Source organism: Sporosarcina sp. AD_1 (genome assembly GCF_057373025.1).
Map to the genome: position 1 here is coordinate 39,885 of NZ_JBPVIR010000006.1, position 26,068 is coordinate 65,952.

The following is a 26,068-nucleotide window of genomic DNA, read 5'->3' on the forward strand; positions in this document are numbered from 1 at the left end:
AAAGGCTTTAAAAAAGAGAATCATCAAAGTTATAGGCCTTTACTTTTGTGTGATGTAGTGGCTCACCATACATATCCAAAGGGCAGGTTGTATCGATAACATATATTAATCAATCCAAAATAGAACGCCCGCAAAGCTATTGCAGCGGGCGTTTTTTGTACAAAAAATTCTATTAAGGAAGTTTGAAACTTTTTCTCATAATCTCCGTCTGTAGGTTGCTTACATGATGGCGGGGGTGGTTGTATGAGAAAAATATATAATAGCAGGCATATACTAGTTACTATTCTCTTATTAGGCAGCTTGCTTTTGGTTGTGTTTAGCGATTCTGCGCGATTATCCTTTCTAAATGGATCGCATGGTAAAGCATTTGCACAATTGATACAAGGTGATGCTTCAGTAAAAAAGATGAAAATGGAACGAGTGCTGACGTTGGATAAACGCTTGCCGATTTATATGCGAGGGGAAACACTCGTTCAAATCGGGGAGTTGGAAGCAAATCAGCCCGTAGCAATTGAAGGGGAAGATGAAGCGTACTATTCCATAAGAGTAGGAAAGATGATTGCCTTCATTCCGAAGGGGCACGGCACGGTGGATTCGATGAAATTGCTTGTATCCACGCATGTGGATCAGCTTGCTGCTGTAAAAACCGTGCAACGGACAGACGTGTATGAACGGGCTGACAAGCACAGTAAGCGTTTTTTGCAAATCGAAGAAGGATTCCGGTATCCGGTGATCCAGGAGACAGAAGAGTGGTATGTAATTAAACTGGGGGAGCGGCCGGGGTATATAGCGAAACAGTCCGTAGTGCCAGATGAAGGCTTGCCTGTGCTGGTCTATCACCATATTTTGCCCAGCGACTTGATGACTACGACTGCCAGTACGGTTTCCCTTGAATCTTTCGAACAGCAGATGTCCTATTTAGCGGATCATCGTTTCAAGACACTTTCAGCGGAGCAGCTTTATGATTATTTGGAGGGGCGGCTGATTGTACCAAGCCGATCTGTTGTCATTACGTTTGACGACGGCTTGCTGTCGTCGAAGGAATACGCATATCCTCTCTTGAAACAATATGGTTTCCAGGCGATGCAGCATATCATTTCCTCACGTACCGATCGGGCACAGGGAACGCAGCTATTTGATGCAAACGGGCCACTTCAGTTTTTGACCGTAGCAGAGATGGCAGACATGAGAGACGTTTTCCAATACGAAGCGCATACCCACGAACTCCATGCACTGGAGACGACAGAGGCAGGGAATGTCGGAATTGCACTAGGTCTTTCAAAAGAAACGATTATGGAAGATTTACAGAAAAACAAAGAACACTTGTCGTCCGCCATCACAATCGCCTATCCGTTTGGGCATTATGATGAGGCCTTCCTCGAAGCAGCGAAAGAAACCGGTTTGCTTATCGGATTTACAACAAATGAGGGGTATGCGGATCGACGCACGTCCAATTATGAAGTAAGCCGTTTCGGCATAACAGAGAAAAAGTCGTTCGCTCAATTTGTCCAGTATATAAATGGAGAGATGGAGTAGGAGTAGAGAGACATTCCTATGGGGTATCCGCAACTCCGGCCAGATCCAAACAAAAGTGAAGATGAAGAGACTCGCGGCCCCTACGGACGCTGGTCTTTTTTTAATTCTCCCAAAAATGGTAGGATGGATACAAGGGTACTAGTTGGAAGATATAAAGCTTTTATAAAGTTCCGAGAGATATAGAAAAACGATGATACATTGGAGTCAGGAGGTAAGGCGATGGAGGAACAGCTACTGTTAGTGGAAGATGATGCGGAAATCGCTCGGATTATCCGGGATACGCTTCGGCAGGAAGGCTATACAGTGACTTGGGCGACGACCGGGCTGGAAGGATGGGATGATTTCCAGTGGACTGCGTTCGACTTAGTGCTTGTCGATTGGATGCTGCCGGAAATGGATGGCATTACGCTTTGCCAAAACATCCGATGGAAGAGCGATGTGCCGATCATCATGATCAGTGCCCGGAAGGAAGATGAAGACAAAGTCGAGGGATTGGACACCGGGGCGGATGATTACCTTGCCAAGCCATTCAGCCTGGCGGAATTAAAAGCCCGTGTCGCTTCTCATTTGCGGAGGTGGCGGCGCTACAATGGCCAAGCGCAGGAGATGGAACACTCGTCATTTGCAAATGGATTGAAGGTAGATTGGAAGCGGGAACAGGTATTTTTGAACGGTGAAGAAGTGCTGGTGACCATTAAAGAATTTGAACTGCTTAAGCTGCTTGCCGGGAATCCCGAGCATATCTTTTCAAAGAATGAACTGTATCGTCATGTCTGGCAGCAGTCTGAAATCGGGGATTTGCATACTGTAACCGTGCATATTAAATCACTCCGGGAAAAATTGAACGATCCCGTGAAGACACCGCATTTCATCCAGACTGTATGGGGGAAAGGCTATCGCTTCATTGGTGAGCCGCAATGAAAATCAGGACATGGCTGCTTCTCTCTTTTTTCATCGTCATGCTTTTGCCGCTCGGCGCGGCATATGGCCTCTTCGCCTGGATTAATAACTATCACCAAGACCGCAATGTGGCCGAGCACGTGGATAATTGGATCGAGTTGAATGCGGTGCAGTCTGTCGTCCGGGAGCCTTCCCTCTATAAGAAGGATGCGGATTGGTCGGAGGTCGGACAGCTCGCCACGGATCGGCTTTCGATCACATTGTATACCAGCTCCGGGTTAATGCTCTATTCCTCCAACCCGCTCAAGCAGGGGAATTTGTTATTTGATAAAAAAGAAAAGCTCTATAAAGATTTTTATGAGCTTCAGCAATCCTTCGGCCGATACTCGTATAAGGAACCTGTCTGGGAAGGGAACAACATCGTAGGTGTCTATGAGATTATATGGATCCGGGATGAATGGGTAGCCGGTGTGGAACGGCGGACTTGGTTTGTGACCGCAATCTTTGGAGCCTTTTTCCTTCTGCTGTTTGGAGCTGTCGTCTGGCTCGTCAACCAGAAATTAAACAGGCCGCTTCATCTTTTGATGGGACAAATGAATTCATTTGCAAAAGGAGAGCCTGTCCAAACGATACCGAAACGCCATGACGAAATTGGGGAATTGGCCGATAGCTTTGAATCCATGCGGGCAGAGCTCCAAGAGGCGAACCGGAGGCTTGCGGCGGAACAACAGCAGCGGGAATTCATGATCGCCAGTATTTCACATGATCTGAAGACGCCCCTGACATCCATCCGGGCCTATGCAGAAGCACTGCAGGCAGGCTCTTCAACGCACGACCAGCAAGAATACCACGACATCATCATCGCAAAATCGAATTATATGAGACAGATGCTTGATGACCTGCTCATGTACACATTGCTGCAATCAAACACGTATGAAATGGAACTCGTGCCCGTAGACGGGGAAGAATTTTTCGAAATGCTTGTGTCCGGCTACGAAACGCTTTGCGCGGAAAAGCGAATTGACTTGCTGGTGGCATGTGACGTAACAGGCGACTACATTGTAAATTCCAAGCAATTGATGCGGGTTGTCGACAACCTGATGTCGAATGCCATCGCCCATACGGAGCCCGGCGGAGCCATCGGACTTGCTGCAGTTCAACCGGACAATATACCTGAATGGTGCTTGGACTTTGTAAAAAGTGAATTGACGAGGGATGGGGGCATGTATTTGATTGTCCAAAACGAAGGAGCGGGACTGTCCCAACAGGAAATAGAACAAGTCTTCCAGCCGCTCTATCAAGCCGACCAAGCCAGGACGAAAGCGGGAGAGCGCGGCACGGGTCTTGGCTTGAGCATTACGAAACAAATTATTGAAAAACATGGAGGCATCGTGCGAATGGCCTCTGTCCAGAACATTGGAACAGCAGTCATTTGCTGGCTGCCTGAAAGGAAAGGGGAAGAAGAAAAATGAATTGGATTAAGACAACTGTAACTATTGGTGTCCTGCTGTTTTTTGCCATCGGGCTCGCGGCATGCAGCTCGGAGGAAGGCCAATTTTCACCGAAGGAAGTCATCAATGAAGTGTTGAAGGAAGCAAACGGGCCACTCGAATACTATGGGGAATACGTAATGATTTCGGAAAATGAGTATGAAATAAAAGCGAAGGAATGGGCTTCAGCAGAAGGCAAGCGTCGTATTGAAATGAAATCGGGTGAAAATGCGGAAGTCATGACTGCTGTCAATGACGGCCAGAAACTATCCTTCTACGATGAGGCTAGCAACACGGCAATGATTATGGAAATGAACGAAGATAGTTTGCGCACTTTTAATCATCAATCACCACGCGAGCAAGCCGAAATGCTTCTTGAAACTGTCAAGGACACGCACGACCTCTCAGTAGGGAAAGAAGAGAAAATCGCTGGACGCAAAACGTTTCATATTATCGCGGAACCAAAAGATGACAAAATGATAATCGGCAAATATGAAATGTGGATCGATAAAGAAACATGGATTGTGCTAAAATCTTTCTCCGAAAGCAATGGCGTCTCCCTGACGCAAGAGTACACCCTGATTGATTTCAAGCCGGAAATAACGGACGATCTCTTTGTGTTGGATATTCCGGAAGACGCGACGATCGAAGCGTTTGATGAAGAAAGCATGATTCCAGATGAAACGACTCAGGAAGAAGTGAAAAAGGAACTTGGCGCGTACTATCAAATCCCGGAGACGGAAGACTTGCAGCTCGATCGGATTACCGTCGAGGATGGTTTAGAAGGCCGCCAGGAGTTTTCGTTCGACTATTCAAAAGAAGGTGAACCGGCTTTCTCCGTAACCGTCTTTAAGCTATCGTCGAACGTGACAGACTTCGGAGGTCTGCCTGCTGAAGAAGAAATTACGATTCGCGGACTGAAAGGCTCAAAAATAGATACCAAGGGATTCCGTACATTGGAATGGGAAGAGGATGGCTTGAAATATGTAATCCTGCTGGAAAACCCTACTATTGGGTTTGAAGAAGTGGAAGCATATTTAGATGAAATGGTCGTAGTGGAATGAACATGATTTGAATAATAAGCATAAGTAGGGACACACGCTTGGGGGCGTGTGTTCTTTTTTGTGTCGTGATAGGACTGCGCGAACCTGTTCGAAGTGGCTTAGGTGGCTAATTGAGAGGGAGAACGGAACCAGTAGGAGAGGCTTTCCGCCTCTTATGCAGGCACTTCTTTATTTTGCATGTCGGCAGCCTCTTGTTTTGTTATAAGACACTCTGTTTGTAACTATCGTGGTATAGAACTCGGGGTGAATTGTCAAAGGATTATGCGTGAAAATGAGTAGAAAAAAACTTTTTTCGTCACAAAATAGCCTTTTTTGGTTGCATAGCATCGATAGTTTTATTACAATAGCAAAGTGTTAAACAATTAGGCGCCTAATTATTAGAAGGTATAAATGATTTGGAGAAGTAGAAATTGCTCTGCTATCCACACTAAACGTAAGTGATATCATTTTTCCTTCGATTATTGCAATAGATCGTATTGATTTTTTATTGGAAAGAAAGCCAAGATGAGCTTTTGTTTAGTTCGTTGAAAGTGGGAGTGTTGGCTTACGAGATGGTTCGGTGACGAAATACGGAAAACATGATATCCGTTGTAATGGAGTTGCACGGGAATTACGATAGAGTCTGGAATGAAAGAATATTATATATGAATAGTATTTATAGTTTATGGAAATGAATTAAACAGCCTTGCCGTATAGAGGCAAATAGATTTTTGGGCAATGCCATTAAAAGTTAGTTGAGAAAGGATTAAAACAAATGAAACAATCATCTAAATTTCATTACGCATGGATCATCCTGATTGCAATCAGTTTGATCGTCGGGATTGGCAAAGGGGCTGTCAACAATACGGCTGGTCTTTTCCTGACGGCTGTTACCAATGATCTTGGCATCGGGATGGGGAAATTATCCCTTTACTTCAGTATTTCTGCAGTTGTGACGATGGTCTTCTTGCCGATTGCCGGAAAGCTTATGGCAAAGTATGACACACGTCTTGTCTTGTCCGCCGCTATCGTCTTGCAGGCAGGTGCATATGCTTTATTCGGTTTCATGAGTTCCGCGTGGGGCTGGTATCTATTGGCGATTCCTCTCGCGATGGGCGGCGTATTTATTACCGTTATCGCAGGACCTGTTGTCATTAACCAATGGTTCAGGAAAAGCAATGGATTGGCATTAGGCGTGCTAAGTGCAGTTGGCGGCGGGCTTGGTGCGATTGCACAGCCAATCACTGCAAGTTTAATTGGAAATCTTGGTTGGCGCACTGCTTATATGATCATTGGCGCCGCAGCCATTTTGATTGTCGTGCCGGTTGCCATGATGTTAATTAAACGCTCCCCACAAGCAAAAGGCATTTTGCCTTACGGTGCACAAGAGGCGACAACAATAGAGGGCAAACCGCAACAAGCAGGCGCAGAAGCTGGCATTGACTTGGCGACAGCCAAAAAATCAGTTGCTCTCTATGCACTGATGGTCTTCTTCTTCCTGATTACATCGGTTGCAAGTTTTTCCTTGCATATTCCGAAGTATCTAATCAATCAAGGATTTGATATGACGTTTGCAGGAAATGTAATGGGAACGTACATGCTTGGAATCTTGATTGGCTCGCTCATCCTCGGTTTTTTGGTCGATAAACTTGGATCCAAAATGACTGCTATTTTTGCCATGGTTGCGGGAGCAATCGCAATCAGTCTACTTCTTTTTGCAAACAACAGTACAACAGTCATCACAGTAGCTGTCGGGATTTTCGGATTGGTAAGTTCATGCATCGGTATCGTAGCGCCGGCACTTGCGACGGACCTATTCGGCAAGAAAGCATATAGTGAGATTTTCTCCACTGCTTCGTTAGGGCTTGCCGTGTCCTCCATCATTGCATTGCCAGCATACGGGTTCGTTTATGATGCTACAGGAAGCTACACGTCTGTACTATACGCGCTGCTCATCATGATTGTTGTAAATATCGGTTGTGTCTTCGTAGCATTCGCGAATAAAAAGAAATTGATTGACCGAGGTTTCTGGACGAATTAATTGCATGAACTGTGAAAAGGAGAGGGAATAGATGAGGTTACAAGGGAAAGTTGCCATCATTACAGGAGGCGCTTCAGGCATCGGAAGAGGAATGGCTCTTGCGATGGCGAAAGAAGGCGCGCATATTACAGTAGTGGATGTGAATGAAGAAAAAGGAAATGAGACGCTGAAAGAGTTAAATGAGATCTCAGAAAGCATGCTCATCATCCAAGATATTTCCAAACAAGAAAACATTCCAGGAATCGTCGAAGCAGTCGTGGCGAAATTCGGCAAGCTGGATATTCTAGTGAACAACGCCCATGCGTCCCGCCAAGCGCCGTTCGCAGAAACGACAATGGACATGATGAACTTATCGTTTGGGACTGGCTTCTACCCGACGTTCCATTTCATGCAAGCTGCTTACCCGGAATTAAAAAAGACACAAGGAAAAGTCATTAACTTTGCTTCTGGAGCAGGCCTTGAAGGACAAGTGACTCAAGCATCCTATGCAGCTGCGAAGGAAGCAATCCGCGCCATTTCACGTGTTGCGGCAAACGAGTGGGGTCCAGACGGCATCAACGTCAACATCATCTCGCCAATTGCCTTGACGCCTGGCGTAGAAGCATGGCGAGAAAGCGCGCCGGAAGCATACAATGGCATGATCAACCGCATACCGAAGCGACGTTTAGGAGATCCGGAGAATGATATCGGACGCACAGCAGTCTTTTTAGCGAGTGCTGACGCAGACTACATTACCGGCCAAACGATCATGGTAGACGGCGGATCAATTAAAATAAGATAAGACAACATAAGCCCAAATTAGGTTTTTCCTAAACTGGGCTTATTTTTATAGAAAAAGTTCTGTATGATAAAGGAACTTACATCTGGAAAGTAGGGAGAAGTATGAAGGAAGAAACAATCTTTGAGATCATTCATAACATGGATAAATTCACAAATAACTTAATCATCCAATGGAATAAAACATTCAACGAGGAGTTAGGCGTCTCCCATATTCTTTTGCTCGGTCACTTAATGGTACACGGGAAAAGCCGTCCTTCCGATATTGCAAAAGTACTTGGTCTGACGCCTCCTACCGTCACGCATCTGACAGAAAAACTCGTGAAAAAGAAACTCGCCGTCCGCTCCACAGACGAGGAGGACCGCCGTATTGTATATTTGTCCATTTCAGAGGAAGGCATCGAAATCGTGAAACGTGCCAATTTGGAAGGGCAGATCCTGCGCAAAAAGCTATTCGAAAAATTATCAACCGAGGAGCAGCAGCAAATGCTAAGGATATATGAGAAATTAAATTCGTAAGTACTCATGATGTTGTGGTAAGCTGCAAATGGTTACTCTCCTATTAGGTCATTCAATGAAGAGTTCCCTTCGAATACACATCCCTTGATAATCAAGTATATAGCTTTTTATACTAATATCTGCTTTTAAAATGTGTGTAAAAGAAATATTTAGTTTCTCAGGAAAGGCAAATTTTTTAAGCGCCATCCAGTAAGCAAGCAACAAAAAGAGGTGCTCCGTTTAAAAACGAAGCACCTTATTTATTTTAAAATTCTAGCCCTTTCACCGCATCAACACCGTCTTCGTAGTAATGCTTCTCGGCTTCGATGACGGAGACGAGGTCTGCAAGTTCCCGAACTTCCGGCAAGGCGTTTCGCCCGGTGATAACAAGATGGACGTGCTCGGGTTTATTCCGAATCATGTCTAATACTTCCTCTTTCGGCAGGACGTCGTCAATTGGGAACTTCTCAATGGATAGGGCATTGTTCAATTCGTCTAAGATGACGACATCGTACTCACCGCTCATGACAGCGTCACGTGCTACAGGCCAAGCTTTTCGCAAGGCTTCGCGGTGTTCTTCAGGTGTTTTCGTCCAAGTGAAGCCAATTCCTAATTGTACCATTTCGACACCTAATTTTTGCAGGGCGATTTTTTCGCCGTATGTCCGCTCTGGAGACTTGATGAATTGATAGATTTTCGCTTTCATGCCGCGGCCGGTGCTGCGAAGGGCAATGCCTAGTGCCGCGGTTGTTTTCCCTTTACCATCTCCTGTATAGACGAGCGTGAGTCCTTTTTTATTTTTCCCCATGTTGTACCTCCAATTGTGTATTTTGATAAGCAGTACATGCTTTTATCCAAGTATCTACCATGTCGAGACATGTTGCGAAATGGAATTGAGGGAAACCGGCGACTACGTTTTCCGCCGCGTAGCCATCCTCCTTCGTTCCTCGCATGCCTTTTGTTACATACGCGTACTGTAGCGGTCCGGTCGCTTCGAATGTAGAATAATGGTACTCATGACCCTTCGCCAGTCCGTCCGCAGGGAGCAAGTAGTTCTGGGCACAGCCTTTGATTTCCCGATAGCCAATCGCTTTTAAGGTTGTGTGCACTATTACGTTACCGGGAATGGCACCGGTCATTGGCGTTATTTCGCCGCTGGTCAAAGTGATGGACTGCGTCAAAAAACTAAAACCGCCACCTTCCGCGAATGTAGGCATCCCCCTTTCAATCGCTTCCCGAATGGATTGTTTTGTCCGGTCGCTGTTGCTTACCGCCTTCATAAATTCTTCTGGCAGCCCTCCCCCTATATACAGGCCGCTGCAATTATCCGGCACGGGCTCATCGGCCAAAGGAGAGAACGGTACAAGCTCAGCTCCGTGTGATTCCAGGAGCTCAAAATTCTCCTGATAATAGGAATTAAAGGCAGCATCTTTTGCAACAGCGATTCGGACAATGGGTTCTGCCGAATGGGAAAAGAGCGATTCTTCTTTTGGAAATGAAACCGGCTCTGCTACTGAAATTTCAAGGAGTTTTTCAAGATCCACTGTTTCCGAAATGATGTCGGCGAGATGATTGAAGAACGAATCTAGCTCGCCTCGTTCAATTGAAGGAATCAGCCCAAGACTGCGTTCTGGAATTTCGATTCCTTTTTCACGTTTCAAATACCCGATAACCGGAATGCCGCATTCCTGTTCAATTGCGGTTTTCACAATGTGATAATGTCCTTCGCTGCCGACTTGATTTACAATGACGCCGACGATATTTGGTTCGGATGAGAGCATTTGAAATCCTTTCACGATGGCTGCTGCGCTTCTTGCCATACTAGCGCAATTGACGATGAGCAATACCGGACTCTTCGTTAAGACGCTAATTTCCGCCGTGCTGCCTACATCGTTTTTTGGATCTTTCCCGTCGAAGAAACCCATAACCCCTTCCATGATTGAAATATCGGCATCCCGGCTTGCGTGCGTGAAAATGTCTAATACAGTTTTTTTGCCAAGCATCCAGCTGTCCAAGTTTCTGGAAATCCGCTTCGTCACGGCTGTATGATAGGACGGATCGATATAATCCGGACCACATTTGAACCCTTGTACGGTTAATCCCTTTCTCATGAATGCTGCCATTAGCCCAATTGTCAAAGTCGTTTTCCCGACTCCGCTTCCTGTTCCTGCAATAACGAGCCTATGCTTACTCATCTAACCCCATCCTTTTCTTTTACTGCAAGGACTTTTCTAGTTTCTTCTGAAACTCTACCTTGAGCGATGATAAAACGAATTGTCCAATCTGTTCTCGAGAGATCGCTATTCCAGTTTTGCTATTGTCGCCGTGTCGTTGGTTCGCAGCTATCGCGATACAATCCGTTCTGTCCATTTTCAAACCTATCCCGGCTTGTTGGAATGCTGTCATCTTTGCTTCTGTTGCGGCCATATAAAAATCAATTAATATCTGATCACTTAATGTGGCGTCGATGAAAAGTAGGATATGGATCGCTTCCCCGAAATGGAGGAGTAAGACAACATCCACACCGTCGACTTGCTGTGCGACCAGCGAAGCAGCTGTCCATTTCCCGTGGCACCCAATCCCTAATGCCTGTTCAGCTGGAATGCCGTGTGCCGATATCCATGTTGTTAGAAACTTATGGTCATTTTCCGGAAAGGGCTGATTCACCAAACAAAAATGGTTGAGCCATTGGATGCCATGTCCATAACGGGCATTGGAAAGCGTTCGTAACGATTTGTTAAAGTGAAGTGCTACACTTTTTTCTTTGCGATCGACAGTGAAACTTTCAAAAAAAGGAGTCGAATCGTCCGCGTCCTCAATGAAAGGCGTCATCAGCAACTGGGGTTTAGCGACAATCGGGTGCGCTTGTGTTTTCACATCGACTCCATAAACTGTTTTTAACTGTGTTTCGTTCCGCAATGTATTTACGTCACCCACTTTCAGGAAGGAGCCTTTGTGAAGCAGTGCGACCCGGTCCGCGTAAAGAGAAGCGACGTTCAAGTCATGAAGGATAGCGAAAATGGTCAGGCTTTTCGTGCGTTGCCATTCTTTCAGCATGTTTAACATTTGAAAGGTATGCTTAATATCCAAGTGATTCGTCGGTTCATCCAATAAAAGCACTTCGGGTTCTTGCGCTAGTGCTTTTGCCAATAAAACCCGCTGCTTCTCGCCGCCGCTTAGCGTCCGGAATTGGACATTACGGAATTGCTCGACTCGCGTCATGCTCATTACGTCGTCTATTACTTTTCGGTCTTCTGCAGATAGCCGTTTGATAAGTCCCTTCTGATGAGGGTACCGTCCAAGGCAGACAATTTCCTCAACGGTAAAATCAAATGTCACTTGACTCTCCTGCGCAAGAACCGCAATTTTACGCGCTTTCTCAAGCTTCGTCAGTTGGGCCATTGGTTTTCCGTCGATCAGGATTGATCCGGAGACAATCGGCAGTTGTCCTGTAATTAATTTAAACAACGTTGTTTTTCCGCTGCCATTCGGTCCTAACAGGGCGAAAAACTCACCTTTTTTGATTTCGAGCTGAAGGTCGCGGATGATCGGTGTCTTTCCGTATCCACCTGCGAGATGTTCGACTGTAATCATCGATTTTCCCCTCTTCCAATACGATCTCGAATTAATAGAAACGCAAACACCGGCGCACCGATCAGGGCAGTGATGACACCAATGGGCAACTCTTTCGGAGCAATCACGGTCCTGGCAAGCAAGTCAGCCAATACAAGGAACGAACCGCCGAGCAACATGGATAGCGGCAGGACATTTCGATGGTTAGGACCGGTCATAAGCCGCACGAGGTGGGGGACAACCAATCCGACGAAGCCAATTGATCCTGAAACGGCAACCGACGAGCCCGTTAAAAGCGATGCGCCAATCAAAACGAAGATTTTCCCCCGTTTTACATTAACACCTATGTGATCGGCCGCCTCCTCGCCGAGGGCTAAGGCATTTAGTTCCCGGTAATGGGCAAGCAGAATAATGGCACCGATTATGAGGAAGGGGATGATCAGCTGGACATGGCTCCATCCGCGCATCGCGACACTGCCGTACAGCCAGTAGATGATTTGCGCCATCGCATCACGGTCCCCTAAGGCAATCATCAAGGAAGTGAGCGCTCCGACGAAAGCACCGACAATAATACCCGCAAGGATGATCGTTTCAATCGCCAGGCTTCTGCTGCTTAGCCGGACGAGCCCGAAGACGATGAATAACGTAAGAAATCCGCTACCAATCGCTACGACAGGAAGTGTATATCCGCCCAGTCCCCAAATGGTGTATTGGAAAAATAAAACTGTCACAGCGCCTAGAGCTGAACCTGATGAAACACCGATGGTATAGGGATCGGCTAAAGGATTCCGCAAAAGCCCTTGGAAGGCGGCCCCTGCGAGCGATAGTGAAGCGCCTACTAAAAAGGCTAATAACACACGCGGGACACGGATGTTCCAAATGATCAGTTCTTCATTCTTAGGAACATCTGCCAGCCAGCCGAAGCCGAGTGTTTTCTCTGCAACGATATGTAGAATAGTGGCGATCGGAAATTTTACACTGCTGATAAATACGCCGAGAAGGGTTGCACAAAGTACAACCCCGATACTTGCGATATAAAGCCAACTGATTTTATTCCCCAAAAACTTCTGGATAAATAAGTTTCGCAAGCTGCTCGACTCCTTCAATTAAGCGTGGACCCGGACGTGTGACGGTATCACTGTCAACATCAAATACTTGTTTGTTTTTAACAGCATTGACTTCCTTCCAGCCATCACGTGCCAATACGCCTTCTGCAGGATTGTCGACATAATAGCCATACGTCGTAATAATGACATCAGGATTTAGTGCAACAATTTCTTCTTCCGTAAGTTTTACCCAACCTTCATGGTCTTCCGCGGCATTGGTAGCGTGAATGGTTTCCAGCATTTCATGCATGAATGTATTCGTGCCGGTCGTAAAGATGTCGGGACCAGGAGATACTTCGACCCACACTTTTTTCGACTCAGTGATTTCTTTCGCTTTTTCCTCTATCGCAGCACGGCGATCTTTCATATCCTGAATAATTTCTTCAGCCTTGTCTGGCGTGCCAGTGGCAGTTGCAAGCATTCTCATTGTTTGGTAGGCGTCCTCAAACGATGTGGCGCTGCCTGTCACAACGACTTTGATGCCCGCTTCTTCATATTGTTTCAAAATGTCTTCATGGTTGTCGAAATGGTATTTTGTAACGAATATAACGTCCGGCTGAAGGGTCATGATCAGCTCTGCATCCATATCTTGTCCGCCCACTTTTTGAACTTCGAGAGCTTCCGGTGGGTAATTGCAGTAATCTGATACACCGATAAGGCGATCGCCCGCCCCTAGTGCATATAAAATCTCCGTATTACTCGTTTGAACAGAGATAAGGGTTTCCGGTTCTTTTTCAATGGTTACTTCACGACCGGCATCATCGGTGAATGATGCTGGGAAAAGAGGAGTATCTTGATCTTCCCCTTGGGTTTGGTAGGTTGTTTCTGTAGTCGGTGTTTCCTCTTGAGTTTTGGGAGAGTCAGCCGAATTCGATCCGCAGCCTGCTAAAAGCGCCAAGGATAGAACGAAGATAAGACTAAACAAGCCCCAACGTTTCATCATGTTGTTCAAACTAATTTCCTCCTCTGGATTGTAAACATCAAAAAAGCGCTTTTCCTCGGAAGGAAAGCGCATGAAAAGGAAGATCGGCATGATCCGATCGTTACGGACGGCAAATCTGACACTTCAAGCAATCCCATTCCCGAGGAAGCTGATTATCGAAATAGGCAGGTCTCCTGACTTACGACGTAGCGGAAAGCCACTCCTTCCCATGCTTTTGGCACAGTGGACTCACGTGGTGTTCCTAGTCGATTACAGTGACGGGTTCGTGTTGGACTCTCACCAACTTCCCTCTTCGTCTCAATAGCATGGATGGTGCTGCTTGAGAAACCTAAATCTACTAATATTTTTTTGATGTTATGATTCATGCCAAGTATATAGAAAGTTATATAGTTTGTAAACTTAATTTGAAATAGAAGACTTATGCTTTGGAGGTTGCGTGATGCGGGGATTCCATAAGTTCAAGCTATTTAATACCCCCGATTTTTTCTGGCTCCTGCCGGCTTTGTAAACAAAAGAAGAATCCATCATGTGACTGATCACATGAAGCAACGAAAAGAAGAGAGGATTCAAATGCTGCAGAAAGAAAATTCGGAAAACAAATGATACAATATGGAGAGTGCAAAGAAAACAACGAATACTAAGGGAGCAAGCAGATTGTAATAGAGAGTTGCCACAAAAGGATACTAGAGTTTTTGTCCTTTTACAGATTGTTTATATAAAATCTATACGTTTCGGAGTGTAATACTCCAAGAATCACTAGTGTTTTTTATGATGTGTGTTTTGCTAAAAATGCATTGTCTCTGCTTAAGGTTAATCAAAAGATGTTCTACGCAACAAATGAGAAATGACGAGAAGTATATGAGGAGATATAGCTAGTGTGATGGTGTAACGAGAGCTATCTTACCGTCCGGAAGGGAGAAGTGGAGTTGCAAAGAAAATTTATGGAAATAAGCTTACTAATACTAACCATTTCTTTTTTGAATGGATGCAGTAAAGTGGAAAGGATCCAGCATATCGAAGCATTCTTCACTGAAACATCCGAAGAAAGAGAAAACGGTTTATTTGAAAAGAACGGTTATGTGAGGGTAAATGCGATCACTACAAATGAGGAAGGAAAGAACTATATAAAAACAGACAGTAAAACAATTGAAGACTTTTATGATTTACAGGGGAATTATTTGAATACCGAAGTGAAGCATATAACCTCTACGATATCGAAAGTAACCCAAACTGGGAAAACTAAAAATCGCAACAAGCAACTTCAAGAACCGTCAACGATACTGATTACTGATGAGAATGTAGAGAACTTTCAAGCACAGAATACGATGGTGTTAGAACATTTCAGCTTAACTCCTATGACGGATGAAGAAAAGGAAGCTGTCAAAGAACATGTCTTGTCGATAACGAAGGATTTCTAAGTTACTTGAAAGGATATCATTCTTAAATAAATTCTAGGAGGATTCGAATGAAACTAGGTGCATTTTCAGTAAGTCTACGTGTAAAGGACATTCACAAGTCAAAAGCATTTTATGAAAAACTAGGTTTCCAAACTCTAGGCGGGGATATAACACAAAACTGGCTCATCCTGAAGAATGAAGACACCGTTATTGGCCTATTTCAAGGCATGTTTGAAAAGAACATTCTCACTTTCAATCCAGGATGGAATCAAAATGCTGAAAACCTGGATGCTTTCACGGATATCCGAGACCTCCAAAAGCAACTCAAAGCAAAGGGGGCCAAGCTATTGACGGAGGCGGATGAAACGGGAGAAGGTCCTGCAAGCCTCACAATTGAAGACCCGGATGGAAATCTGATTTTGCTTGATCAACATAGATAAAGGGCTTCTAAACAGTAGCAGAATAAGATAGGTCCTCTTGCATGATCATTCCAATTATGGAAATGCGATTCATAAGAAATTAGAGTGAGAGACATAAAAATTTTGAAACTTTTTTCGAAAAACTCCGTCTGTACGGTGCTTACATAAACAGTGTAGGAATAGGAGGATTTTCATTGAATAAAAACAAAATACTAAGCATGGTGTTGGTGGCTGCAATTATGGTGCCCGCCGTTATCGCACCTATTCAGGCAGAGGCTGAAGTAGTAAGTCCTTTTAAGGATGTTTCCAAGAACAGCCCATACTACGAAATTATCCATGAAATGCGGGATCGTCATATTATTAGTGGCTATGAAAATGGGGAATTCAGGCCGACAGAAGTGATTACGCGGAAACACGCGGCAGCACTCGTCAACCGGGCGGTCAAATTGCCTGCCACAAAGAAGTTCGTTCCATTCAAAGATGTTTCCCCGAAGAACGCCTTCTACAATGACATCAAGAAGTTACAGCAAGCAGGGATCTTCGAGCCGGATGCAAAGGGAAATTTGAATCCAAACCAACCGATTACCCGCGCTGAGATGGCCAAGGTGCTGACGATTGCTTTTGACCTGAAAATAAAAGTGGATCTGGATTTTATGGATGTGCCGAAAACGCATCCTTCCAGCAAGTATATTAAAGCCCTCTATTCGAATGGCATCACGACAGGGGATTTCGGTTTTTATAACCCGGAAAAGCCAGTGACCAGAGCGCATTATGCGGTATTTCTGCATCGATTATTGCATATGAACGATCCAATTGATCCATCTGAACCAGCGCAAAGGATCCGGGGGCAGTTTGCTGGCATCTCAACGGAGCAGCTGGAACGCGACAGCTCTATGGTGGCGCAGGTCATGTTGTATATGCTCATGCAAAAAGTGACAGACAACCCGCCCGACTATCTGATAACAGATGTGCTGGAGGAGGGATGGAAAGAAGTGAACCGGTATTCGGCTGGTCACTCTCTCGGCCAAATGGCGAAAGAAAACATCCTCTACTTAAAACGATTTGCGAAGGAAGGTTCAAAGCAAGAAGCCATTTTGGATAAATGGCTCCAAGGGGATTTCTCACAAATTATCGAAGACTACGATGATCTACGATTCCTTTCCGATCCGGAATATGGAAATTGCGACATCTGCGATATCAAGCTCAACATTCGGACGAAGCGGGCAGAAGAGCATTTTATCCGGACGGTTTATGGAGAAGAAGGATTAAATCGGCACCGGGAACAGTGGGGGACGAAGGGAAAGTAAAGCTAGGTTCATTGTGAATCAACTACAAAGGAGAGGAGAATGAAGAAATGAAGAAACGACTACTTTCGATTGCAGGTGCACTTCTGCTCGCCGGAAGTATGCCGGCAGCCAGTTTTGCCGAAAGCTCGAAAAAGTTTTCTGATGTACCGCCAACGAAGCACTTTGCAGACGCAGTATACGATCTCGCTGACCGCCATATTATTGGTGGCTATCCGGATGGGACATTTAAACCAGGTAATCCGATTACACGAGGGCAGGCTGCCTCCATTATTGCAAAGATGACCAATTTAGATACGGCCAATGTCAAAAACCCTGGTTTTAAGGATGTCTCGACATCGAACGGTTCATACAAAGCGATCGCAGCATTGTCGGAGAATGGAATTATTAGCGGCTACGGCGATGGCCGATTTGGCCCGAATGATCCAATTAAGCGAGGACAGATGGCATCGATTCTCGTCAAAGCATTCGATCTGCCACGTGAATCAGTTACGAATAATCCATTCACCGATATTGAGAATTCACTATCTCACCGAGAGAACATCCTTGCCATTTATGCACTTGGCATTACGACGGGAACAACCCCAACTACGTTCAGCCCGAACGCGCCAATCACGAGAGGGCAGGCTGCGAAGATGCTGAAAGCAACGGAAGAGGCGAAACCGTCCATGCTGACAATCAAGGCGAGTGAGTTAAAATGGACATCCGTTCAGATTGGGCAAACGGACGCGGGTAATGGCGTCTTCAAAGTGTTTAAAGTGGCTGGCAAAGAAGGCTATACCGAGGATAAAATCCAGCTCGTCCCCTTGAAAGAAGGGACTGGTCTATTGAACTTGCTAGGAACTCCGATCAAAGGCTCTACTGTGAAGGATTACAAGAAGTACAATGTGCATGTGAAAAAGGTAAACGGCGAGCTGCAGCTGACGCTGGAAGAGACGGAGGAAATGGCAGCGACGGAAGCTAAATTATATGGCCATCAAGGAAAAGTCAAAACAATCGCCTTGTCAACGATGGAAGGGAAACAGCTGTCCGACCAAGTCCCATTTAAGGAAGACGAATTCTCTACTGTTTCCATATCGATCGATCAACCTGGCCAATATATTGCGACGCTGAAGCTTGAAGACGGGAAAGAAGTCCGATATGGCATTGAGGCACAATCGAAGAAAGAACAAACCTATTACGACATCAAAGTGCTCAAGGAAGAACTGTCAGCCGTGTACAAAGAAATAGCAGAGTACAAAGGTAAATACAAACTTAGTGTGAATTCCGCGGACATTGCAGAAATCACGTTTGACGCGGATACAAATACATTCCACATTAAGGCAACCGGCAAAAAAGCAGGTACCATCTACGTAGACTACGAACAGAGGCTGACCGAAAAGTCGTGCGATGATACGGAGTGCTACTCCTCTGCCTGGTCAGGCCTCATTGTTGGCGTCAAGCAGATGGGGTCCATTGTGAATGTGTTTGTAAAGCGGGACGCGGAGGTTGATCATTAAGGAATAGAGCAATAGTATCTTAAAACACCAGGCACTTATTCAATAGGTGCATGGTGTTTTGCAATTCTCGTACCACACTTGAAAGTTCGCACTGTTATATGAAAAGAATACTAAGATGACGACAGGGTGTGAGACATTGAAGCATGAAGGATACACGACAAGAGATCCGCAATTTTGGAAGATGGTCATGGGGCTCGGGTTCGCGTCGTTTTTTATTTTTGCATCGATGTATGCGATGTAGCTGCTTCTGCCTTTATTCACAAAGGAATTTAATATATAGGTGAAATTCGCGAGTATGGCGATGTCGAAGACGACGCTGGGGTTGATTGCGGGGCTGATTGTCCTCGGTTTCATGTCGGACTGGAAAGGCTGCCATGTCTTCTATATTTCCTTGCTCGGTTTGGTCATTCCGTTCCTTCTATAACATATATTCATTGTCGCATTGCGGTTCATCCAAGGCTTTGCGCTGGCTGGCGTGCCTGCCGCGGCTCTTGCGTACATAAGTGAGGAAATTCACCGGCAGTTCATGAGTATTGCTACAGCGTTGTACATCTCTAGCAATAGTCATGGAGGAATGATTGGCTGGTTTATGACAGGGTACATCGCGGAACAGACATAGTGGCATATGTCGCTGTATTTTCTATCGGGCTTCGGCGTGCTACTCTTTGCCGTCCTGATGTTCATGTTGCCAAAATCGCCACGCATTCCGGCGATAGACCTTCCGGTTTAAACAACAACAACGTTAAAAAGAATGAGACCTGTCCTAGAATCAATCCAACCAGCTGTGCTCGGTATATACCTGTGATATGATAAGAACAAATGTTTCTTGTTAGGAGGCGGTGTATCATGTTAGAGTTGTTTTCAAATCGGGAGATTGCCATGGGGATATGGCTGATTATCTTTCTAATCATTATTATGAAATTTCCAGACGTCAGAAGATCGATTACTAGTTTAATCAAGGTAGGAACAAATAAATATATCATTATCCCATTTTTAATTACCCTTGCTTATTCTGCAATATGGGTTTATATATCAACCACTATCCCTATATGGGAATGGAAGTATTTAAAGGAGATTATATTTTGGGTTTTATTTGTTGGAGTACCAATTTGTTTTAATGCGATAGGTGATAAAAAAGACACTTATTTCAGCGATACAATGAGGAGTAATTTTAAGCTAGTCGTATTTTTAGAGTTCCTAATTGGAACTTACACATTTAATATTATTGCTGAGTTGTTTTTAATACCCATTGCGACAATTTTAGTTTTACTTAATGCGGTAGCAGCAGCAGATGACGCTTACAAGAGTGCTGAAAGACTTTTATCATTCTTGCAGGTGAGTTTAGGGATTCTAATACTTTATTTCACATTTAAGACTGCTATTTATGAATTCGTCACAATGAACAAATTAGATATTCTTGTGGCTTTTATAATACCAATATTAATGACATTTCTTTTTATACCCTTAGCGTATATTTTTGCAGTATATGCTGCGTATGAAATTGTGTTTATCATGATGAAATTTAGATTGCCAAAAGACGATCAAATAAGAAGGAGTGCAAAGTGGAACCTTATAAAGAGTTGCAAACTTTCATGGAAGAGCGTACATGCGTTTAAAATGAATTATTTAGTGAAACTTTATGCAACAATGAAAGAGGATGCTATAGAAGATGTTTTCAAAGACTTTCGCCACTCTTTAAGAATAAAACGACCGTAAGTCTTAAAAAGTTAATAGCCTAATAATATGACGAGTGCCTTAAAGTTCATTAGTCTATTCTATGGAATAAAGGATTGTATTGAAGACAGGAAAATCCGACCATAATCAGTGAAATGAAATTACTATACGACAACTGGAGTAAAACCAATTGCAGCTTGAAGATCATGATGACTTTATACGTGGATGCATTCGACTTTACCTCCATACCGCCCGATAACGGGAACAGCACGAGTGGCAGCAACGACGTAACCGGCATCAGAATTGCCTCCGTAATCCACCACGTCGCGATCCATACCGTACTCGCCAAAATCGCCACGCCCTCCGGCGGATAGCTCTTCCGGTGTAAACAACAACGTTAAAAAGAATAAGAACGGCCCTAAAATCAATCCAATCAGCTGCGAGGGCGAATAACTCCGCGGATTACGTCCACCCCCCGAAATTTCGGCCCCAACCTGTTGCCCGCCTCCCCGGGACACTTCAACCGTGTCAGGCAGTAAAAGAAACGCAACCCCCTACACTTGATCATGCGTGTACCATAAACGACCCCATGTCGATGAGAACAATCAAAAACCCTCCTTTTATGTAATAGATTAAAAATCATTCTATTTGAAGTGTACTATTCTAGTTAAGTTCGTTCTAAGAATGGAATTTTGGCAATAAAGGTTTACCATTTAAATTTTGAAACGTTACGAATTAATTTTGATAAAAATGAACTTTTCAGCGACATGCTGACTCTTATAGGGGAGAGGTGAGATCGTGAAGGTTGTTCAGTTAGTGAAGAAAGCGAAAAAAGGGAACAAAAAAGCGTTGCTGGAGCTGATTATGGCGCAGCAGGATGACTATTATCGACTCGCCCTGACCTATATGGGAAATGCCCATGACGCCATGGATGCAATGGAAGAGATGATTGTCAGCTTGTACGCGAACATGGGCCAGCTAAAAAAGGAAGAGGCGTTCTATAGCTGGAGCAAAACCATTCTGGTGAATCGGTGCAAGCAAATGCTAAAAAAACAGCAGAAAGTAGTGCTCATGGATGAGTGGGAGCCCGCACCTGCAGAAGTCCATAACCCATATGAGCAAAAGGAACAGCGTATGGAACTGCAGGAGATGCTGCTGCTAGTGAATGAACATCAGAAAGAAGCCATCGAGTTGAAATACTTTCATGACTTGGATTACGAAACAATTGCCGGCATGACGAACGTGTCGATTGGAACCGTGAAGTCGAGGATCTTTCAAGGGTTGAAGAAAATAAGAGACCAGTATAGGGGTGAGACCCATGAATGAAATCGAAAAACGATTAAAGGAAGAGAAACAGCGGATGGAATCGGTAACGGCGCCGCCAGAATTGGAAGGGCGGCTCTGGCAGGCACTAGAAGCAGCTCCAGCTCCTGTCCAAAAGAAGCCGAAACCTAAATGGCCAATGGCAGTTGCCACGTTCCTCCTCGTCTGTCTCATTGGCTATAACTACAATGGATTGGCCTATTACGGAAAGAAAATCATCGGATTTGATGATCTCATGAGCGGCACACTGGCCGAACTGAATGACAAAGGAATGGGGCAGACGATCGATAAACAGATGCAACTTGAGGACGGCACAACGTTGAAGATCGATGGCATTATGACAGACGCCAATCAATTAATTCTCTACTACACACTTTCCAACGTGAAAGACATGGAGCACGACATCTCCTTTGGGAAAATTACAGGTTTCTTAACGCATTCCGACAGAGGGAATGGAATGTCGACCTTCAATGAAGAGAAATCGGAAATTAAAGGCCAGCTTTCTTTCGACCCGGTCAGCCCGTTTGCGAAGAAACTGACCTTGGAAGTTGAGAAGTCGACGGATGACGGCCAATGGGTAACGAGCACAATCACATTCCCCTATGATCCGAACCAAGCCATGCAAACCGAAATCAAACAAAAGCTAATGAAAAAAGTGAAGGTCGACAAAGGAACCATCACCTTTAAAACCATCACGGCCACCCCGACCATCACCATCATTAAAGGAACAGTGAACGTAGAAAATCTCGACAGGGTACAACTCCCGTTCGAACAAGTGGCCCTACGTGCCAACGGAAAAGAAGTACCACAAATAGGTACCGGAACGCACACGTCCATAGGCGGCACAAAATTCGAAATCAGTTTCGATGCGCTGCCAAAGAAAGTCGATTCCTTAGAACTAGTCGTCAAGGAATTCGTCGGCTACACAAAAGTCGACGAAACCATTCCATTACACCCGATTCAGGATCAAGCCTTTCAATTGAAAGGAGAAGATCTATGGGTGAAAGACGTGAAGAAAACGGAAGAAGGGGTTCAAATTACTATCGCCTCTGACGTAGATGTCCTCTTGGACGGCGTAACGATTGAGAGCGAGGGAGGGGAGGTTCCTCTGAAAACGACGATTCGTCAAGATTATAAGGAGCTTGACGATGGAAGGATGGTCAAGGAGCGGACGTTGTTATTCTCGACTGATGTTGTGCCGGATACGTTGAGTATTAAGGGGATGCATCATATGAAGCCGGTGGATGAGGTGGTTGAGATTTTGGTGGAATAGCGGAGAGCTTGTAGGCTAGTATGCGGGTACATGTGCCCGAAACATTCATGTTAATTCAACCAATTCGAATGAAAATAAGTCGAGTGTTGGGGAATATGTATAGGGCAATACGCTTTTGAGTTTCTTTGGGAAACAGTCGATGATGCACAAGCTGGGCTACAAAAAGGGAAAACGTTGAACAACTGATTGAGGATAGTAAGAAAATCGGCCGGTAACGGAAAGTCGGTCATCAAAAGTGCCAGGTTCTCAAGAAACAAAAGAACCTGGCACTTTTCCTGCTGATGCTGGGGGATTCAATTTTCTTCAATAAAAACAGGGAAGTCGAGTTCAAAAATCGATTGGAAGGAAGCAAGCTTTGCTTCAGCCTCTTCAATTGTTTCATAAGTACCCAGCTCCATATAAAAGCTGCTCTCCTCTGTATTAAAAGGAACACCGCTTTCACGCAAGTAGCGGATCCCTTCTTCTTCATAGACCCTCTCTTCCATATTGCCAAGTTCATGTCCCAATGGATAAGCGTCCGTCCGAATCGTATAGAAAGGATCGTTCTCTTCATCAACAGGCAGCGGCAGAATACTTACAACCACTTCTGCCGGATCTGCATATTCGCGGATCTGATAATGGACAGGTGAGTTGAACACTATTACAAAACGCCAAGCCGAGTCATCGTGCGTAACAACCCAATAGGCATCTTCAACCAAATCACTTTTTTGTAAAGCTGAAAAATCCCTAGCGTCAAACGCCCGTACGCCGTGCATCGTAAAAGACATGGTGTACGGATGTTCTTGTACGTTCACATTGAAATAAGGGGCAACGAGCTGTGGTTGCTGAGTTGCCGCATCACTTCGCTGCGTAAAACCGATCTGAATATGCTCGACGTGCTCATCTTTTTCTAACGCAATGGTACGAATGTTGACGTTATCTGTAATCGCTCCGCCAGACCCCTTGCCATCTTGGAAAGATACTTCTTTCACTACGATTCCAGTTATGTTCGAAGGCGGTAGCATATCTATAGTTACTTCCGAAGATTTATCTGAAACTGTGCTGCAACCCACGCATAGGAAAAGAACGGATAATAGGGTGAAGATCTTCATGTACCGCGCCCCTTTTTGAAATATTGGAAACGTTTACTAATATCTCTATCTTAGACGTTTACTATATGAATGACAATACGTTTCCTGCCTCCTGATGTGTGGTAGACCGGCAAAAATACATAAAGGAACCACTCAGCTGTCTTGTCGGGTAGTAGAGAGTGTTCAATGAGTAGTGAAACTATGATGCCTGTTGTCTCGTATGAAAAAGTAAAGGCAGAGCGGGGGAGGAGGAGATGAATTGAAGAAAGTAGGTTGCGTACTATGTTTGCTTCTTTTATTGACAATCGTCCGATCACCGGTTGCAAGCGCGAAATCATTTTCAATCGATCAGGTCGATATCAACGCATATGTGTTGGATAATGGTGATCTGTACGTTGAAGAATTATTCACATATACCTTTTCAGGTGCATATAACGGAACCACGCGAACGATCGGGAACGACAACCACGCGGGCGTCCAGTATTTCGAAGGCTATCTTGTACCGATGGATACGGACCTAGCGCATTATGACAATAGCACATTCGCACCGCTACAAGTGGAGCGGGAGGACTTGACGTTCAAAATCCATACCCCTTCCGAGAATGAACAAAAGAAAGTGTTTTATCGTTATTTGATCAGCGGGGCTGCCAAAAAATATCAAGACACGGGGCAACTGTATTGGCGCTTCTTTGACGATCTGAACGATACGGACTTACACAACCTTCGCATTCGATTCATATTATCTGGAGATAAGGATGCGACATTGGCAGGGAAGGCCTATCTTCATAGCTTCACAGGCGAATTAACAAAATCCGATGCCAAAGGATTCGTCTATACGACAGACGAATTGGAGGCCTACCGCAAGGTGGAAATCCGCTTTTTATTCCCTGAAACATTCTTGAAGAATGCCCCCTATACCCGTGACGAGCCCATGTTAGCAGAATTTGCGGCAGAGGAGGCCGCCTATGCGAATTGGATGATGAAAAGAGAAAAAGCCCTTCCGACGGTCGGAGGACTTAACATCTTCTTCTTAGGAACTTCACTTTTCCTATTGCTCATCGCTATTCTGTATCCACGGCGTCTGTACCGGCTATTATTATCAAAACCGCGGATCCATCAACTAGAAGAGATAGACTCGTTTCTTCTAGCGATCATCGAACGAAAAGGGAAAGTCAAACCGGACGCCATTTCCGCGGCTTTGCTGCGTCTTCGCCAAAAAGGGATTGTCACGATGGAGAAGGTTCCGTCAAACGCCATCTACAGAAGTGATGACAACGCTCCGGATTACACATTCCGATTCAAAGTAGTGACGGATACAAGCTCGCTGAATGAGTATGAAAAAGACATGATCGATTGGCTGTTTGATGAGGATGCGGAAGGGACACTCGCTTTCTCATTGGATCAATTCCCGTTCCTGACAAAACAACAGCGCGAAAAGAATTGGCGGCTCGAATCGGATTATTCCAGTCGCTCCAAACAGCTCACGAAGCGTTTCAAAGAGTGGCAGAAGATCGTGCAAAAAGACCCGGACGTAATGACGTATGTTGCCCCCAATCCTGTGCGCAAGTATCTCATGTTGCTCGGCGTTCCTTTGTGGATCGCCTTTGCATGTTTGAATCTCTGGATGGTCAACGAAGACACGTCGGACATAGGTGTCCTGCTACTTCTTGTGATAGCAGGAGCTATCGTTTTGTGGGTAAAGCGAAACTGGCGGATTGCGCTGCCAATCTATTTTGTGTGGGGAATTATTTGCATGGAAGGATTATCGGGAGGCACGGACGACGTGTACGCATTGTTCGCCATCGGCACCATACTACTATCCATAACGGTATTACTGCTGCCGCTGCGTGATATAAAACGGAAAGCGGCCCCGTATTATAAAGGTGCCAAAGCGTTCAAGAAGGACGTCAAGACAGGGGAGTTTGACTTCCAAAGCAGGCACTTGGCGGATAAGTGGTATGAGCATGCCATTTCCCTCGGCCTGTTCATCCCGCTCTTTGTAAAGTACACGAAGAACGTGCCGGAGGACTTGGCCACGCTACCACCAATGACAGCCCACCTGACTGAATTGTTGACCGCATTTCACTACACGCATCATTATTACTACATCCACATGCACTCGTCCTCGGGAACTGGCGGAAGCTCTGGCGGTAGTGGTGGCAGCGGATCGGGCGGTGGCGGGGGTGCGGGAGCGTTTTGAGA

23 protein-coding genes and 1 riboswitch are annotated in these 26,068 nt (G+C 45.1%); of the genes, 16 read left to right on the plus strand and 7 right to left on the minus strand.

Annotated features, from left to right (window positions below; all coding sequences use genetic code 11):
• Positions 1 to 243 precede the first annotated feature (243 nt).
• The 7 genes from ACSW3C_RS12540 (at position 244) to ACSW3C_RS12570 (ending at position 8,306) form a co-directional block, all read left to right on the plus strand.
• A complete protein-coding gene (locus tag ACSW3C_RS12540; protein ID WP_486562952.1) occupies positions 244 to 1,536 on the plus strand; it encodes a polysaccharide deacetylase family protein in 1,293 nt (430 codons plus the stop codon).
• A gap of 219 nt (positions 1,537 to 1,755) precedes the next feature.
• Positions 1,756 to 2,457, plus strand: a complete 702-nt coding sequence (locus tag ACSW3C_RS12545) for a response regulator transcription factor (protein WP_486562954.1) — start codon at positions 1,756 to 1,758, stop codon at positions 2,455 to 2,457.
• Positions 2,454 to 3,908, plus strand: coding sequence for a HAMP domain-containing sensor histidine kinase (locus tag ACSW3C_RS12550; RefSeq protein WP_486562956.1), 1,455 nt, complete (start codon positions 2,454 to 2,456; stop codon positions 3,906 to 3,908). Before ACSW3C_RS12545 ends, ACSW3C_RS12550 begins: the two co-directional genes overlap by 4 nt.
• On the plus strand, positions 3,905 to 4,990 hold the full coding sequence (locus tag ACSW3C_RS12555) for a LolA family protein (protein WP_486562958.1): 1,086 nt from the start codon (positions 3,905 to 3,907) through the stop codon (positions 4,988 to 4,990). The genes ACSW3C_RS12550 and ACSW3C_RS12555 overlap by 4 nt, the downstream gene beginning before the upstream one ends.
• A gap of 754 nt (positions 4,991 to 5,744) precedes the next feature.
• Entirely contained in the window at positions 5,745 to 7,010 is a 1,266-nt protein-coding gene (locus tag ACSW3C_RS12560) for an MFS transporter (RefSeq protein WP_486562960.1), read from the plus strand.
• A 31-nt stretch (positions 7,011 to 7,041) separates the two neighbouring features.
• A complete protein-coding gene (locus tag ACSW3C_RS12565) occupies positions 7,042 to 7,791 on the plus strand; it encodes an SDR family NAD(P)-dependent oxidoreductase (RefSeq protein WP_486562961.1) in 750 nt (249 codons plus the stop codon).
• Positions 7,792 to 7,892: 101 nt separating this feature from the next.
• Positions 7,893 to 8,306, plus strand: coding sequence for a MarR family winged helix-turn-helix transcriptional regulator (locus ACSW3C_RS12570; RefSeq protein ID WP_486562963.1), 414 nt, complete (start codon positions 7,893 to 7,895; stop codon positions 8,304 to 8,306).
• Between the two features lie 244 nt (positions 8,307 to 8,550).
• Here the strand turns inward: ACSW3C_RS12570 and ACSW3C_RS12575 are convergent, their stop codons facing one another.
• The 5 genes from ACSW3C_RS12575 to ACSW3C_RS12595 are packed head-to-tail and all read right to left on the minus strand — an operon-like array spanning position 8,551 to position 13,904.
• Complete coding sequence (locus ACSW3C_RS12575) at positions 8,551 to 9,093, minus strand: cob(I)yrinic acid a,c-diamide adenosyltransferase (RefSeq protein ID WP_486562965.1); 543 nt, start codon at positions 9,091 to 9,093, stop codon at positions 8,551 to 8,553.
• Positions 9,080 to 10,480 (minus strand): cobyrinic acid a,c-diamide synthase CobB, encoded by a 1,401-nt coding sequence (locus ACSW3C_RS12580; RefSeq protein ID WP_486562967.1) that lies wholly within the window; start codon positions 10,478 to 10,480, stop codon positions 9,080 to 9,082. The genes ACSW3C_RS12575 and ACSW3C_RS12580 overlap by 14 nt, the downstream gene beginning before the upstream one ends.
• Positions 10,481 to 10,499: 19 nt before the next feature.
• Positions 10,500 to 11,879, minus strand: a complete 1,380-nt coding sequence (locus ACSW3C_RS12585; protein ID WP_486562969.1) for an ABC transporter ATP-binding protein — start codon at positions 11,877 to 11,879, stop codon at positions 10,500 to 10,502.
• Positions 11,876 to 12,946 carry a FecCD family ABC transporter permease gene (locus tag ACSW3C_RS12590; protein WP_486562971.1) on the minus strand — a complete coding sequence of 357 codons (1,071 nt, stop codon included), beginning with the start codon at positions 12,944 to 12,946 and terminating at the stop codon, positions 11,876 to 11,878. Before ACSW3C_RS12590 ends, ACSW3C_RS12585 begins: the two co-directional genes overlap by 4 nt.
• Entirely contained in the window at positions 12,909 to 13,904 is a 996-nt protein-coding gene (locus ACSW3C_RS12595; RefSeq protein ID WP_486563378.1) for an ABC transporter substrate-binding protein, read from the minus strand. The genes ACSW3C_RS12590 and ACSW3C_RS12595 overlap by 38 nt, the downstream gene beginning before the upstream one ends.
• A gap of 149 nt (positions 13,905 to 14,053) precedes the next feature.
• Positions 14,054 to 14,254: riboswitch (cobalamin riboswitch) on the minus strand.
• A gap of 648 nt (positions 14,255 to 14,902) precedes the next feature.
• On the opposite strand from ACSW3C_RS12595, the gene ACSW3C_RS12600 reads away from it, so the two are divergent.
• The 6 genes from ACSW3C_RS12600 (at position 14,903) to ACSW3C_RS12625 (ending at position 20,242) form a co-directional block, all read left to right on the plus strand.
• Entirely contained in the window at positions 14,903 to 15,325 is a 423-nt protein-coding gene (locus tag ACSW3C_RS12600) for a hypothetical protein (protein WP_486562973.1), read from the plus strand.
• 47 nt (positions 15,326 to 15,372) lie between these two features.
• On the plus strand, positions 15,373 to 15,744 hold the full coding sequence (locus tag ACSW3C_RS12605; protein WP_486562975.1) for a VOC family protein: 372 nt from the start codon (positions 15,373 to 15,375) through the stop codon (positions 15,742 to 15,744).
• A 173-nt stretch (positions 15,745 to 15,917) separates the two neighbouring features.
• Entirely contained in the window at positions 15,918 to 17,030 is a 1,113-nt protein-coding gene (locus tag ACSW3C_RS12610) for an S-layer homology domain-containing protein (RefSeq protein ID WP_486562977.1), read from the plus strand.
• A gap of 47 nt (positions 17,031 to 17,077) precedes the next feature.
• Complete coding sequence (locus ACSW3C_RS12615; protein ID WP_486562978.1) at positions 17,078 to 18,526, plus strand: S-layer homology domain-containing protein; 1,449 nt, start codon at positions 17,078 to 17,080, stop codon at positions 18,524 to 18,526.
• 280 nt (positions 18,527 to 18,806) lie between these two features.
• Positions 18,807 to 18,950 carry a hypothetical protein gene (locus ACSW3C_RS12620; RefSeq protein ID WP_486562980.1) on the plus strand — a complete coding sequence of 48 codons (144 nt, stop codon included), beginning with the start codon at positions 18,807 to 18,809 and terminating at the stop codon, positions 18,948 to 18,950.
• Positions 18,951 to 19,372: 422 nt separating this feature from the next.
• Entirely contained in the window at positions 19,373 to 20,242 is an 870-nt protein-coding gene (locus ACSW3C_RS12625; RefSeq protein WP_486562982.1) for a hypothetical protein, read from the plus strand.
• 49 nt (positions 20,243 to 20,291) lie between these two features.
• Here the strand turns inward: ACSW3C_RS12625 and ACSW3C_RS12630 are convergent, their stop codons facing one another.
• Positions 20,292 to 20,549 (minus strand): hypothetical protein, encoded by a 258-nt coding sequence (locus tag ACSW3C_RS12630; RefSeq protein WP_486562984.1) that lies wholly within the window; start codon positions 20,547 to 20,549, stop codon positions 20,292 to 20,294.
• A gap of 449 nt (positions 20,550 to 20,998) precedes the next feature.
• Here ACSW3C_RS12630 and ACSW3C_RS12635 point away from each other — a divergent pair, with 449 nt between their 5' ends.
• Together ACSW3C_RS12635 and ACSW3C_RS12640 are read left to right on the plus strand one after the other, a co-directional pair.
• On the plus strand, positions 20,999 to 21,526 hold the full coding sequence (locus tag ACSW3C_RS12635) for an RNA polymerase sigma factor (protein ID WP_486562986.1): 528 nt from the start codon (positions 20,999 to 21,001) through the stop codon (positions 21,524 to 21,526).
• Positions 21,519 to 22,796, plus strand: a complete 1,278-nt coding sequence (locus tag ACSW3C_RS12640; RefSeq protein ID WP_486562988.1) for a DUF4179 domain-containing protein — start codon at positions 21,519 to 21,521, stop codon at positions 22,794 to 22,796. Before ACSW3C_RS12635 ends, ACSW3C_RS12640 begins: the two co-directional genes overlap by 8 nt.
• Positions 22,797 to 23,089: 293 nt before the next feature.
• On the opposite strand, the gene ACSW3C_RS12645 is transcribed toward ACSW3C_RS12640, so the two are convergent.
• The gene (locus tag ACSW3C_RS12645) at positions 23,090 to 23,887 is read right to left on the minus strand and encodes a hypothetical protein (protein WP_486562989.1); all 798 of its coding nucleotides are present in this window, start codon (positions 23,885 to 23,887) and stop codon (positions 23,090 to 23,092) included.
• Between the two features lie 238 nt (positions 23,888 to 24,125).
• Between ACSW3C_RS12645 and ACSW3C_RS12650 the strand changes: the two genes are divergently transcribed.
• Positions 24,126 to 26,066, plus strand: coding sequence for a DUF2207 domain-containing protein (locus ACSW3C_RS12650; protein WP_486562990.1), 1,941 nt, complete (start codon positions 24,126 to 24,128; stop codon positions 26,064 to 26,066).
• Positions 26,067 to 26,068: the final 2 nt, after the last annotated feature.